We start from the raw sequence: 14474 nt of genomic DNA on the forward strand, positions 1-14474 counted from the left end.
TCAGCTTATCAGCTAGTGCGATCGCTGAGGAAGCAGAGGGGCATGGGAGCAGAGGGGCAGAGGGGCAGGGGAGGATGGGGGAGTGAGGGGAGATGAGGTAGAATTTTTACCCAATCCCCAGTCCCCAATCCCCAGTCCCCAATCAAGAATTAGCATTGGAAGAGGGACGACTAAACACAGGTGAGAGGTAAGCTACCAAAACACCGATGAGAAAGCCGGAAATGTTACGCACTAAAGGCAACCAATCGCTGGTACGTGTCACTACTGGGCCGATTCCGAAGGCAATAAACAAAATTCCCCATAAAGGTGAGAAAATTAAAGCCCATTGCCAAGCTACAACTTGTCCTTCAGTGCGGGGTTGAGCTGCAAATCCACAAATAATTCCACCAATAACTGAGGTAATTAAAGTTAAAATCCATTGTTCCCTCGGTAATCCCGGAACAACGCTGCAACCACCCTTGAGTAAACAGCCCTTCACAGAACTCAAGGCTTGTAAAATAGCTTGGTCTTCCCCTTGTTCCCGCACAAAATACAAATTACCAAAGCGAGTTTGTAATTCTATCCAAAAAGTCCGGGGTAAAAGTTCGTAAACTGCATCACCAACACTAAAACTGAGGATGTTACCACCACGGGAATCAGCAACCAAGAGAATGCTTTTGTCATCCAAACCCCAATAATTGATGACTGCTCTACCTGGGGTACGGTCATATTGAGTGAGTACGCGCAGTTTCCAACCAGTATCAGTTTCAAACTGCTCAATTTCCTCGACTAGCTTTTCTTCTTGGGGGTCAGGGAGAGCTTTAGCTAAGTCTACAACCGGGGTGAAATAATTAGGCAACAATTCGGGATTGTCGTAAGCCAGTGCTGAGGAAGAGTTCATCACCCAAACTGACCCAGCCAAGAAAAATACTGTAATAGATACTAAGACTTTGCGCCAAAAACAAGACTGCATGGACGTTTTTATACAAATATCAACAGTAGAAGTGAACAAGTTGCTTTAAAAGAGTACGGGAAAAGTGATACTTCGTTACACTTGTTTACTTTACTCTAATCTTAGGTAGGAAAGCAAAGATTCGGGGGATTGGGGACTGGGGATTGGGGATTGGGGACTGGGGACTGGGTAAAAATTCTACCTCATCTCCCCTCACTCCCACCCTACGGGTAGGCTTACGCCATCGTAAGAGAAGCAAGCTACATCTCCCCTCACTTCCTCATCCTCCCCTACTCCCCTACTTCTCTATTCACTAAAACCATCATGAATACGATAGGCTTCCGCTTTAGGGCGGCGATTTTCTGGGTTGAATGTTTCTCTGTCTCGTTGTGTGAGTGAAGATTTTTCAGTGATTTGTACACGCTCAACTACTGTTCGCCTGGGAGATTTTTGACGGGTAAAGGTCTTCCAAGCGGCTTTGACACCTACAACAATACTACGTGTCCCTACTTGCAGATTTTGAGCTTGTTTTTTAGCAGTATCTAGACTTTGATCAACTTGTTTAACGACTTGACCAACACTTTTAACGCCTTCACTCACATCATCGGTCAAATCTGTCAGTTCTATGCCTGTGGCGCGGATGGCTTCTAAGGTAGGAGGTAGTTCTCGTGAGAGAGTATCAAATAATTTTTCGGCACTGCGAGCAGCTCGCGCTAACTCCTGCAAAGCTGGTATTGCTGCCACTAACACGGCCGTCAGACTGGCAGCTACTAAAAGAATCGAAAATCCCAACCAAAACAGGGGGTCAATCACGGTAATAAACAATTAAAAATACCCTAGGGTTTAGCGGTAGCGTCTGTCTACGACACGCTCCGCGAACGAAGAGAACGTAAGAGAAGCAAGCTACAAAATTCAAAATGAGAAAACACCCATGACAAAAGTATCTTATCTATTGACTAGATGCAATTTATATGCACACCAGCTTTATTTATGAGCGTTCTAATTCTTGAGGAAGGTTGTCTGAGTCTTGGGCAGCTTTTTGCTTTTTCAAGACTTGGCTTTCTCGCTGACTAGCATCTACACCAGCAGCGATCGCTTCCCTTAGTCTATCTAAAGTTTCATCCCAATTTCGCAAGGCACTAGCGGAAAGACGGTCAGCTTGAATTTGTACACTGGTTGATAAATCTTCTGCCAATTCTGGGATTGCATCGGCAGATTTTTTCAAAATTTTGCGGGTTTCGCGCCCTGTGCGGGGAGCAGCAAGTAATCCGGCTAAAGTGCCGATCGCAGCTCCTAGCATCACACCGCCAATAAATGCTCCAGAACGGTTATTAGACATCTTAACTGTTTATCTCCTTACACCCATTTTAGGTGGGTTTGCTCCCCTTGCAAGATTTAAATGATTTTATCGGGTTCTTCTATGGTGACAATATATCAGCTAGGAATGTTGCTGTTATTTAGTAGCTAGATTTCGTGGGTCTATGATTTCTCGATATTAAGTCTGGTTTACGAATATAGCGCCGCCATGTGCGTTGTCCTAACAATAGGATACTGATAATTTGTCGTACTTGTTGAATTTGGATTTGTAGTGCTTGGTTACTTTGTCGCAAATTCTGAAGGTTCTGCTGCCCAAGATAAAGATTTGCGGGTGCTTGGTAGAGTAAATCATGGCTACAGCGTTCGTAGTCGGTGAGGCGATCGCCTATAAATGCGATTTTTCGTTTCAATTGCCACACCTGCCAAGCCACACATAGCAGCATGATTGATATCAGAGTATTAATTACAACAACTAATGTCACCATTTTTGACCTGCACCAATGTCAGCGAAGAATAATGATGTGTGCTTGACTTGGTTCTATTTTGATCATAACTGTTGTACAACAGCCAGAACCCCAATTGAAGAAGTCGGGGTTCTGAAGGCTCACTTATCATTGCCAATTTAGCTAAAATTACGATAATCTACTTAAATATACTGAAATTATAAAGGTAAACATTATAGTGGATAACCTTCAGGTCTTAATTGACTTAACCGATGCCGACCTTGATTTAGAACCCGATGAGTTAGAAAGATTAACAGCTAATCTCGCCCAGGAAATTAGCGAAATAGTCGAAGATGTAGAAAAAGTCAGAGAATCGGAAATACCAGATCGTGCTAAACCAGGTTTAGCGACATTTATACCAGGAATGCTGAACACGGTAGTCAATCCTCAGAAAGCGAAGGAATTGCTAGATTCAGTAGGAAATCGCTTCTATGGTAAAACTCTGAAATTGGAATATGAAGATAATGGGGCAAAATATGCCATAGAGTACAACAATCAAGAACAGCTAGAGAACGCTTTGAGTGCTATTGAAAGGCTCTCCAAGTTAAAAGTGAGCGTAACCAAGACCGATGGATAAATTTGCTCTGCTGATTGGTGTGAGTGAATATCAAGCAGACTTGAAAGCTATTCCTTCTGCTGTTAGCGATGTGGAAGCACTCAAACAAGTTTTGATTAACCCTGAAATGGGTGATTTTCCCGAATCCAATGTAACAGTGCTACCTAATCCCAATAAAAGGGAAATGGAACTAGCTATTTACAAACTTTTTGCTAGCCGCCAAAAAGATGACTTGGTGCTGTTTTACTTTTCTGGTCATGGGGTGAAGGACGAAAGTCGTAAACTTTACTTATCTACCAGTGAAACTATTCTAGACAAGGGTAGGCTAATTCCACCAACGGCAGTGGAGGCTAGATATCTTCATGACCGGATGAATGAGAGCAAGTCAAAGCAGCAGGTAATTATTCTAGACTCCTGCTTTAGTGGGGCTTTTCCTGAAGGGTTTAATATTAAATCTGATGGCATAGATTCTGTAGATATTGCAAAGGAGTTAAATAGTGAGGGTAGAGCAATTCTCACCTCTTCTACCTCAACTCAATATTCTTTTGAACACGCAGGATATGACCTTTCTATTTACACTCGTTACTTAGTAGAAGGTATTACCAACGGCGCAGCAGATCAAGATGGAGATGGCAGGATTTCGGTAGATGAGTTGCATAACTATGCTAGTGGTAAAGTGCGAGAAGTATCTCCAGCTATGACACCGCAGTTTTATCCTGTCAAAGAAGGTTACAAGATTTGGTTGGCGAAAGCACCTGTTAATGATCCTAAGCTGATCTACCGTAAAGAAGTAGAGCGTCGGGTAAATCAGGGAAAAATTTCCAAGGTTGCACGCAGGCTCTTAAATTCTAAACAAACTCAGTTATCCCTTTTACCAGAAGAAGCAGCAGCAATTGAATTTGAGGTGTTGCAGCCTCACCGAGAATTTCAACGAAAATTAGAGGAGTATGAGCAAACATTACTAGAGGCTGTTGAGGAAGGATATCCAGACGATGAAATTGTATCCAATGACTTGCAAGCCTATCAGCATGATTTAGGACTCAGGGATGAGGATATTGCACCCATTCATCAACGCCTTCGTATACCGACCTCTCCCCCAACCCCTCTCCTTGTAGGAGAGGGGAGTCAAACACCCCCCTTCCCTAGTAGGGAAGGGGGGATGGGGGGGTTAGGTCAATTTCAATTTGACATAGTAACTGTCAACGCCAAAGGTGAGGAAATTAACCGGAGTCGGGGACAGGCAGAATATTTTACGGCTGACTTGGGGAATGGTGTGACCTTAGATATGGTTTCCATCCCTGGGGGTGAATTTCTGATGGGTTCGCCAGACAAGGAACTAGAGCGAACAGAGTACGAAAGTCCCCAGCATAAAGTTACTGTGCCGCCTTTTTTCATGGGTAAATTCCCTGTGACTCAGGCGCAATGGCGTGCTGTTGCTAGTTTACCCAAGGTTAACCGTGATTTAGAAATTGACCCATCTAATTTTAAAGGTGCAAATCGTCCTGTAGAAATGGTATCGTGGTTTCATGCCGTTGAATTTTGTCAGCGACTTTCTCAGAAATTAGGACGGGAATGTCGCTTGCCGACTGAAGCAGAGTGGGAATATGCTTGTCGTGCAGGAACTGCAACACCATTTCATTTTGGTGAGACAATTAACACCGATTTAGTTAACTATGACGGTAATTATGTCTATGGTTCTGGATCAAAGGGCAAATATAGAAAAGAGACTACAGATGTAGGCAGTTTTGGTGTAGCTAACGCATTTGGTCTGTATGATATGCACGGTCTGGTTTGGGAATGGTGTCTTGACCATTGGCACGAAAATTATCAAGGCGCACCCACTGACGGTAGTGCATGGTTAATAGATGGCAAAAATAATCATTCTCGGCTGCTGCGCGGTGGTTCTTGGGGCAACAATCCTAGGTACTGTCGCTGTGCGTTTCGTAACTGGCTCGTGCCGGACAATAGGAGCTACGACATCGGTTTTCGGGTTGTCTGTTCCCCTGCGAGGACTCCCTAAGTCAGTGATGAGTTTTGAGTGTTAAGAAGGGAACGAGAAAAACGTTAGACGTGTTGGTTACTCGTCTGCTCTAGGCATCGCTCATAATAAAATAAACTCCATTAAATACCTATGGAAACTGTCACCCTCAACATTCCACCAGCCGTAGGTCTAACAGACGAGCAGTTTTATCAACTGTGCATAGCCAATAACGAATGGCGCATAGAACTGACAGCAGCAGGAGAATTAATTATTATGCCTCCAACTGGCGGCGAAAGCGGTATTAGAAATTCTGGCTTAACGGCTAAACTCTACAATTGGAATGAGCAAGCCAAACTGGGTAAAGTATTTGACTCCTCAACTGAGTTTCATTTATCTAATGGTGCTTTTCGTTCGCCGGATGTGGCTTGGGTGAAAACAGAACGCTGGGAAGCTTTGACTGCGGAACAAAAGAAACGCTTTCCCCCACTGTGTCCAGATTTTGTCATAGAACTGCGCTCTGAAACTGATTCCTTAAAGACATTACGGGCAAAAATGCAAGAGTATCAGGATAATGGCGTTCGCCTAGGTTGGTTGATTGATCCCCAAACGCCGTTAGTGGAAATTTATCGCCCTAGTGTTGAAGTAGAAACCATTAATTTTTCTGTTGAGCAACCGCCCCAACTTTCTGGTGAAGATGTATTACCTGGGTTGGTTTTGGATTTAAGTTTTATCCTCAACCCATAAATTTCTCGACTGTGCTGAGTAAGTTTAAGCTCTTGTAACTTTAATTTGCATATTGATATTGCAGAGGGTAGGGAAGCAGAGGGGCAGAGGAGCAGAGGGGCAGAGGAGCAGAGGAGCAGGCGAGGATGGGGGAGTGAGGGGAGATGAGGGAGTGAGGGGAGACAAGGTAGAATTTTTACCCAATTCCCAATTCCCAATTCCCAATCCCCAATCCTCAGTCCCCAGTCCCCAATCCCCACTTATCATGGAACAAAGCCTGTCAATTAATATCAAGCAATGCTAACCCGTATTAAAGACTTAGCCGCCAAACTCGCACCTCGCCTGATTGAGATTCGTCGCCACATTCATGCTCACCCCGAACTTAGCGGACAGGAATATCAAACTGCTGCGTTTGTGGCTGGTGTTTTATCTTCCAGTGGTTTGCGTGTGCAAGAGGGAATTGGCAAAACAGGCGTAGTGGGGGAAATTAAAGGTTCTCTTCAAGATGAGCATTTCTTGGCAATTCGCACTGATATGGATGCTTTACCCATTCAAGAAAGTACGGGGTTGGAATATGCTTCTCGTACAGCCGGGGTGATGCACGCTTGCGGCCATGATATTCACACTACAGTGGGTTTGGGAACAGCAATGATACTCGCCCAAATTGCAGAGGAATTGAGCGGAAATGTGCGGTTTTTATTCCAGCCTGCGGAAGAAATTGCCCAAGGTGCAATTTGGATGATCGAAGATGGGGTGATGAAAAATGTCTCGGCTGTTTTGGGGGTTCATGTTTTCCCTTCTATCCCGGCTGGCTCTATTGGTGTGCGTTACGGAGCGTTGACGGCGGCGGCTGATGATTTAGAGATTCTGATTTTTGGTGAATCTGGACATGGTGCGCGTCCCCATGAGGCGATTGATGCAATTTGGATTGCGGCACAAGTAATTACGGCTTTGCAACAAGCCATTAGCCGCACCCAAAACCCCTTGCGTCCTGTGGTGTTAAGTATTGGCAAAATTAACGGTGGGAGAGCGCCTAATATTATTGCTGATCAAGTGCAGTTGCGGGGAACAGTGCGATCGCTCCACCCAGAAACCCGCGCTCAACTCCCTAACTGGATTGAAAAAATTGTCGCTAATGTCTGCCATTCTTACGGTGCAAAGTATCAGGTTAATTATCACCAAGGTGTACCGGGTGTTAACAATGATTATGCACTGACGCAATTGTTGCAATCCGCCGCCGAAGCAGCTTGGAGTAGCGATCGCGTCCAAGTTTTACCAGAACCATCTCTGGGTGCAGAAGATTTTTCTGTATATTTGGAACACGTCCCCGGTGCAATGTTTCGCCTAGGTGTAGGCTACCCAGATCGAATTATCAACCATCCCTTACATCACCCGGAATTTGAGGTAGATGAATCTGCTATTATCACAGGAGTTGTAACAATGGCATACGCCGCATATCAGTATTTCCAGCAACGATAAACCTCAAGCTTACTTACGGAGATAGCTAAATGCAGCTTCTTGAATTCCCCAGTGTCCCAGCCATAGCAGGAGAGAATGCTGTTGCTGTTACTCAACTGCCGCCAATATGGCAAGACATTGCTAAGGGAGTAGCACCTACCGGACTCTGTAATCCTCAAGTTTATGTTGAGATGGCGCAGTTGTTTTTATACAAGTTAGCACAGGGTGATGTTGACTTGTTTAATGAACGCCCAGAACTCGCCCATCTCAAACCTTCATTTTGTCAGCTATTCGGACAACTCGCACAGGAAACCCTAGAGTTCTATGGTCATGATTTCATGACTCATAACTATCCTAATTTTGCCTCAATTTTGCAGGATTTGCAGTCCAAAGGCTCTGATTATGCTGATGAAATCAAAGTTGCAAAAATTGGCTTAGAACTGTTCGATGAGTTTGGTTATGAACTTCCAGCTAGTTTTTATCATGTGCATTTAGCACCGATTTACCGCGATCATGTGTTTGAAGAACGGGCTTTGAGATTTGATAAGCGGGATATCGCACATAAGCGTTCTTGGGATGCCATACTTCATGCTTGTAAAGTATTTGCTATGCAAATGAAGGTGCAGAGTATCGCCTCAAAATATGGTTTTACTTATCAGCATGGTTGCGGTTGTAACTCACATCTGTCTGCAATTGATGTTTCTTGTGGTGCGTTTGAGTATAAATTAAGTCCGGAAAAACGCGATCGCTGGATTCGCAGTTTCATCTGGACTGCTTGGTATGAGTATGCTTTTTTTCCCATTGTGCCGAATACCAGTTATTTAGTGTGAATTATCAACACACCGTCTCTTCAGCGTACAGTGTAAGCTTATTAGCAGCTTGCAATTTATGACCCTTTTGGCAGAGGGAGGAATTATTTTTAAAACCTTCTGCCCTCTGCATTTATTCAGTCAATTGTTTACTAATTCTTAATCTTACTCATTTAAGATACTAATACCAATTCCATGAGAAGCTGCACCAAATCAATTCTGTAGAGACGTTGTATGCAAAGTCTCTACAACAACTTATAAATTGCATCTTCATCAAGAAACGGTATAAGATATAGACATATATTAGTTCCTTCATTTTGGCTTTGCTATCTCCAGCAGTAATTCTTGACCGATTTGGAAAAACCTAAAAATTTTATCTAAAAAAATTCAACTTTACTTAAGCAGATATATTTAAGTAATATTATCTACTGTTGCATAAAACGAGTCGATACATATCACAGCTTTAGCCTTGATGATCATGGTTAAACTACCGTAAAGGTAGGTAATTATTATATACTAGCTCCTAAAATGACAACCAATTTACTGACAAAACCTCAAAGATATTACTTACATCCATCAAGACGAATTTTACTTGTTGAAGATAATGATATTAATAGGATGTTACTCAGTGATTATTTGAGCTATTGTAACTACAATGTCAAAGGTTTATCGAATGCTGCGGATTTTTTCTTATCTATAGATACATTTCAACCGGATTTAATTTTATTAGACTTGAAATTACCAGATATTAATGGATATGTTCTACTCGAAAAAATACAGCAACAACCCAATTTATTGAAGATACCTATTATTGTAGTTTCAGCATTTGCTTTTAAATCTGATCAAGAAAAAGCAATGAATTTAGGCGCTCGTAGTTATTTTGTTAAACCTATAAATCTGAATCTTTTAACGCTGGCAATTGAACAAGAGTTAGCTTATAGCTGTATTTAATTAGGTGACAGGTGATAGGTGACAGGTGACAGGTGACAGGTGACAGGTGACAGGTGACAGGTGACAGGTGACAGGTGACAGGTGACAGGTGACAGGTGATAGGTGACAGGTGACAGGTTACAGGTTACAGGTGACAGAGAAGAGTTTAACAATCACACAGGCTTCACATATTCCTTAGAATAAGTATAGGTAAGTGTGAAATTACCTATATTGAGACTGTGACAACATCTGCTCAGATCCTACCACTGGTTAAAGATTCAGAACGCTTGGAAACTCGTCTGGCTGAGATTCCGCCAGAACCGGGCGTTTATTTCATGCGCGATCGCAGCGATCGCATTATCTATATAGGTAAATCGCGCAAGTTGCGATCGCGTGTGCGTTCCTATTTTCGGGATGGCTATCACAAAACTGAACGGATAGCCACAATGGTGAAGCAGGTGACAGAAATTGAGTTCATTGTCACCGATACGGAAGCCGAAGCCTTGGCGCTAGAAGCCAACTTAATTAAGCAGCACCAGCCATACTTTAATGTGCTGCTCAAAGATGATAAAAAATATCCTTATGTCTGTATTACTTGGTCAGAAGACTATCCCCGGATTTTTATCACCCGTAAACGTCAGCTAGGTAAAGAAAAAGATAAGTATTACGGGCCTTATACTGATTCAGGTCTATTACGAAGTATATTACATATATCTAAGCGGATATTTGCATTGAGACAAAGACCGCAACCATTATTTAAAGACCGTCCTTGTTTAAATTATGATTTAGGCCGTTGTCCGGGGGTGTGTCAACAGCTCATCTCACCAGAAGAATATCGTAAGACTGTGCAGAAAGTAGCGATGGTATTCCAAGGACGAACTCAGGAACTGATCGAGATTTTAACGGAACAGATGCACAAAGCCGCAGAGGCGCTAAATTTTGAATCGGCGGCGCGGATTCGTGATCAAATAACGGGGTTAAATTCCCTCACCGCACAACAGAAGGTTTCTTTACCAGATGATACTGTTTCACGGGATGCGATCGCTCTAGCAGCTGATGCACAACACGCCTGCATTCAATTATTTCAGATTCGTGCTGGGCAGTTGGTGGGACGTTTAGCATTTGTGGCTGAGTCTCAAGCTGAACCAGGCGCAATCTTACAACGGGTATTAGAAGAACACTACCAAACTGCTGACTCTGTGGAAATTCCCGCAGAAATTTTGGTACAGCATGAGTTACCTGACGGGGAAATTTTGGCGGCAGCTTTGACGCAACGGAAGGGAAGAAAAGTCACCATCTTAGCCCCCCAGCGTCAAACTAAGGCAGAATTGATTGAGATGGTAGAACGCAATGCCCAGTATGAATTACAGAGAATGCAAAAATTGGGCGATGTCTCCGACGGGCTGCGCCAACGCAATCACCAAGCTTTGCAAGATTTAGCCACAATTCTCGACTTACCCGACTTACCCCACCGCATCGAAGGTTATGATATTTCTCACATTCAAGGTTCTAATGCTGTAGCTTCCCAAGTTGTGTTTATTGATGGCATACCAGCCAAGCAACATTATCGCCACTACAAAATTAAAAATCCTACTGTCACCACAGGACACTCGGATGATTTTGCTAGTTTAGCCGAAGTCATCCAACGCCGCTTTCGCAAGTATGCAGAAGAACCACAATTATCAAAGGTAGATAATCCCGACTGGCCTGATTTAATCATGATAGATGGCGGTAAAGGTCAATTATCGGCGGTGGTTGCGGTTTTGCAAGAGATGAATTTATTGGAAGACTTGCGAGTTGTGAGTTTAGCCAAGCGGCGAGAGGAGATTTTTTTACCAGGAGAATCAGCACCCCTAGCAACTGATAGCGAACAACCAGGGGTACAAGTGTTGCGAAGGCTGCGGGATGAAGCCCATAGATTTGCGGTGAGTTTCCATCGTCAGCAACGCAGTGATAAATTAAAGCGATCGCGCTTAGATGAAATTCCTGGTTTGGGACACCATCGCCAAAAACTGCTATTGGGACATTTTCGCTCTGTTGACTATCTCAGACAAGCCACACCCGCACAAATAGCTGAAGTTCCAGGAATAGGGGCAAAGTTAGCTCAAATAATCTATGACTATTTTCATCCCGCTTGAAAAAGCTGAATTTACTTTCTTATTCAATCATTAATCTGCCTAAAATTTCATTCCATTTTTCTTTGTGAATTTTTTGTAATTCATTATCTGACTCTATCAATTGAGAGTATTCTTCAATAAAATCCGTGACAGACATAATTAATCTCAAATAGTATTTAATGGTTGGCATGATTCCATTAACAATTACTTGACATCCATGTTCAGTTGCAATTTCTTTAATCAGGTTATTAATTTTATCTGCTTCTGATTCTTTAACATCTTTTGAAGCAAAAATGTAATATCTACCAGGATTGTGTTGAATAATCTTCTCTTTAGCACGATAAACGATTTGCAAAGTTATTTCTTGACCATGTTTTACTTCTATAGCTTCAACAAGATGATTATTTTTATCAAAAATTTCAATATCTCCAGCCGTCCTAGAAGTTCTGTCAGAAGCTGTATGACTGCCTAATTTTCCGAGCGTACATGAACTATATCTGGATATTTCTCTAAGGAGAATTTTATAAACAGCATAAAAAGCAATAACAGGCAATTTTGAGCCACCAACAGTTTTATAGTCATAGTTGAAATGCTCATTTAAAGCATTGACTACAGTTTTTATATCTATTTTTTCAGGATTGGTTAATTTAATGATTTCAACTACATTATCATTCTTAGCTGATTTGATCAATTTTAGAAGTAATTTTAATACCTCTTCAGATTTTTCAGGATGTGTCTGCACAAAATCAATAATATTGAGAAATGCTGTTTTTAGAGACTTAGGGCTGATGTTGCCGTTATAATCGAATGTATAAGGATAAGGTTGTTCTAAAGAACGAGTTAACCAACCACTTTCTGCCATTGCAGGTAAGCCCAACTCTGTTAATGTGGGAGTAATGTATTTTGTATCTATACTTCTCCCTGAAAAACCACCAACCATTTCAGCTTGGTGATATCTAATATCCTGAGATGGATGTAGAATTTTATGTACTAAAAGAGTAATTAATACAGTATGAACTGCTTTCCTCGCAAAACATTTTTTAGCAATTTCGGCGACATAATTTTGATATGCTTCTGGTAATGTAATTTGATTAATTTCTAATTCAGATGTACTTTGGTAAATTTGTATAAGTTTTTCTCTATGATTCATTATTAGAGGTAGTTCAAGTTGAATGGGTTGCTTAAAATTATATTTTTCATGATCACTAATTATTTCATTGCCTGTGTCTAAATAAGAAAAAAACTGTTTCCTGATTTGATTTGCAAGTTCATACATCACTGGTATTGCGACAGAATTACCTATTTGCTTATAACACTCGGCTAAATTACTATGGGTTTTGAACTTATCAGGAAAACCCATAATTCTATAACACTCTCTAATCGTTAATTTCCGAACTGCATTTTCTTCTGGTATGTAAATAAAAAATCTACCGGAAGTTTCTTGAGAAGGGATTGTTGGATGTACGCCGTCTATAGAATATATTCTATTGGGTTGATGATGAACCCTGGATAAATGTTCTGTGTTTGGTCTAATACCTGTTTTCCAAATATTTTTATTACGATATCCTACAAAAATCAAACCAGACGCTTGTTGTTTCGGATTATCTATCATTGTGTACTCTTGAGGATTTAAGTATTCAAATTCTCCTGAAGTACATAAAAATTCTCTTAGGGTAGGGAATGGATAAATTTTCTTGAGAAGCCCAAAATCAAATTTTCTATTTTTCGTAGCTACAAATACTACTCTTTCTCTATTTTGTGGCAAGCCAAAATCCTTAGAGTTAATTATTTCGTAATTGACGGCATAACCTATATCTTCCAAAGAATATAATATTACTTCTAATGTTCTTCCTTGATCGTGATGTAAGATATGTTTAACATTTTCAAGTACAACAACAGGAGGATTGATATGTTCAATAATTTCACAAATATGAAAAAACAAAGTACCTCTAGTGTCGTGAAACCCTTTTCTTCGTCCACAAATACTAAAAGGTTGACAAGGAAACCCAGCCGTCAAAACATCAAAGTACGGTAAGTTTCTTATATCAATTTTGCTAATATCATATTCTGGTATATCTGCAAAATTATTAAAATAAACTTGTCGGCAAGCCTCGTTAATCTCACAGGAGAATACACATTCATATTGGGATTTTCCAAAAGCTAATCTAAAACCTCCAATTCCAGCAAATAAGTCAGCAAATTTTAGTTTTATTGCCTCCATAAAAATTATCAAAATATTGTTATAAATGTCTGGACGAAACATTATAACATAAGTTATTCAAAAAAAAATCAAGTTTTGATTGGAGGTTCTACTCAACTTAGATAATTCAAATTGTGGCTTTCTCTAGTTCTAAAATCATTTTTTCATCATTCGGTGATTTTCTGGTATGAGATAAATTGACTGATATCGCAACAATTCCTTCTGTTCTCATGCAGTAAATATGAAGCCTTGGGGGTTAATAAAGTCACACTAACTAAAATTTGATTATGGAATACTCCAGAAATTTAGCCTAGATTTTGTCCATAACAGCCAAAGACTATACAGACGTGAGTGTTTTACACAGCCAAAAAATCGGATACTACGCAATTCACAGCGCGATTTTTCTGTCATAAGTAATGATCTGATTTGAACCTTTGCACTGTGAAATGCAATTATCAACTACGCTCTGTTGACTATCTCAGACAAGCCACACCCGCACAAATAGCTGAAGTTCCAGGAATAGGGGCAAAGTTAGCTCAAATAATCTATGACTATTTTCATCCCTCGGATAGATGACAAACTAACTAATATTGACAGCTTAAAAAAAGTTATTGGTAATAGATCAATGCAAAACTTATTATTAACTAACATAACCAATCCTGGGAATCACTATTATTGGAAGTTTTCGTGAAATTAACTTTATACAGTTTAATTTTGTAAAATATTAACCAAACCTTAAGAAAGAAATTTTTGTTACTTAAGCTACAGTAATTACCTGCTTTTGACATTTGAATACAAAGATAGCTTTGTCGTTTTTGAAAATGACGGTTAATAACCTTGTCTCAAGGGCTTATCTATTGGGATCAATCAAAATATAAGCACTATAGACTCAAATATTAGTTTTATATCTCCAGTAAGATGGTAGTTTCTCATGAACATTAAGATAATA

The 14474-nt window shown here is 40.8% G+C and carries 12 protein-coding genes and 1 pseudogene; 8 read left to right on the plus strand and 5 right to left on the minus strand.

The annotated features are described in order from the left end of the window. Nucleotides 1-142: 142 nt before the first annotated feature. The 4 genes from NOS7524_RS08700 to NOS7524_RS08715 all read right to left on the minus strand — a co-directional run bounded on the left by NOS7524_RS08700 (nucleotide 143) and on the right by NOS7524_RS08715 (nucleotide 2733). The gene (locus tag NOS7524_RS08700) at nucleotides 143-952 is read right to left on the minus strand and encodes a TPM domain-containing protein (RefSeq protein WP_015138114.1); all 810 of its coding nucleotides are present in this window, start codon (nucleotides 950-952) and stop codon (nucleotides 143-145) included. Nucleotides 953-1237: 285 nt separating this feature from the next. Continuing rightward, nucleotides 1238-1744 carry a DUF948 domain-containing protein gene (locus NOS7524_RS08705; protein ID WP_015138115.1) on the minus strand — a complete coding sequence of 169 codons (507 nt, stop codon included), beginning with the start codon at nucleotides 1742-1744 and terminating at the stop codon, nucleotides 1238-1240. A 175-nt stretch (nucleotides 1745-1919) separates the two neighbouring features. After that, a complete protein-coding gene (locus tag NOS7524_RS08710; RefSeq protein WP_015138116.1) occupies nucleotides 1920-2270 on the minus strand; it encodes a YtxH domain-containing protein in 351 nt (116 codons plus the stop codon). A 118-nt stretch (nucleotides 2271-2388) separates the two neighbouring features. Next, complete coding sequence (locus NOS7524_RS08715) at nucleotides 2389-2733, minus strand: hypothetical protein (RefSeq protein ID WP_015138117.1); 345 nt, start codon at nucleotides 2731-2733, stop codon at nucleotides 2389-2391. 196 nt (nucleotides 2734-2929) lie between these two features. On the opposite strand from NOS7524_RS08715, the gene NOS7524_RS08720 reads away from it, so the two are divergent. From NOS7524_RS08720 to uvrC, 7 genes are all read left to right on the plus strand, one after another. Beyond that, entirely contained in the window at nucleotides 2930-3328 is a 399-nt protein-coding gene (locus tag NOS7524_RS08720) for a hypothetical protein (RefSeq protein WP_015138118.1), read from the plus strand. Beyond that, nucleotides 3321-5327 carry a caspase, EACC1-associated type gene (locus NOS7524_RS08725; RefSeq protein ID WP_015138119.1) on the plus strand — a complete coding sequence of 669 codons (2007 nt, stop codon included), beginning with the start codon at nucleotides 3321-3323 and terminating at the stop codon, nucleotides 5325-5327. The genes NOS7524_RS08720 and NOS7524_RS08725 overlap by 8 nt, the downstream gene beginning before the upstream one ends. Before the next feature lie 111 nt (nucleotides 5328-5438). Next, a complete protein-coding gene (locus NOS7524_RS08730) occupies nucleotides 5439-6032 on the plus strand; it encodes a Uma2 family endonuclease (protein WP_015138120.1) in 594 nt (197 codons plus the stop codon). Nucleotides 6033-6308: 276 nt separating this feature from the next. Next, nucleotides 6309-7490: a M20 family metallopeptidase gene (locus NOS7524_RS08740; RefSeq protein ID WP_015138121.1), complete on the plus strand. Its 1182-nt coding sequence runs from the start codon at nucleotides 6309-6311 to the stop codon at nucleotides 7488-7490. Between the two features lie 29 nt (nucleotides 7491-7519). Further along, complete coding sequence (locus NOS7524_RS08745; protein WP_015138122.1) at nucleotides 7520-8299, plus strand: hypothetical protein; 780 nt, start codon at nucleotides 7520-7522, stop codon at nucleotides 8297-8299. A 507-nt stretch (nucleotides 8300-8806) separates the two neighbouring features. After that, the gene (locus NOS7524_RS08750; RefSeq protein ID WP_015138123.1) at nucleotides 8807-9229 is read left to right on the plus strand and encodes a response regulator; all 423 of its coding nucleotides are present in this window, start codon (nucleotides 8807-8809) and stop codon (nucleotides 9227-9229) included. A 218-nt stretch (nucleotides 9230-9447) separates the two neighbouring features. Beyond that, nucleotides 9448-11346, plus strand: coding sequence for an excinuclease ABC subunit UvrC (gene uvrC / locus NOS7524_RS08755; RefSeq protein ID WP_015138124.1), 1899 nt, complete (start codon nucleotides 9448-9450; stop codon nucleotides 11344-11346). Nucleotides 11347-11365: 19 nt separating this feature from the next. On the opposite strand, the gene NOS7524_RS08760 is transcribed toward uvrC, so the two are convergent. After that, complete coding sequence (locus NOS7524_RS08760; RefSeq protein WP_041555636.1) at nucleotides 11366-13546, minus strand: DNA cytosine methyltransferase; 2181 nt, start codon at nucleotides 13544-13546, stop codon at nucleotides 11366-11368. 441 nt (nucleotides 13547-13987) lie between these two features. Here NOS7524_RS08760 and NOS7524_RS28390 point away from each other — a divergent pair. Continuing rightward, nucleotides 13988-14101: pseudogene (locus NOS7524_RS28390) on the plus strand (helix-hairpin-helix domain-containing protein); the annotation flags it as partial. Between the last annotated feature and the right edge of the window lie 373 nt (nucleotides 14102-14474).

It is taken from the genome of Nostoc sp. PCC 7524, assembly GCF_000316645.1.
Classification (GTDB): Bacteria; Cyanobacteriota; Cyanobacteriia; order Cyanobacteriales; family Nostocaceae; genus Trichormus.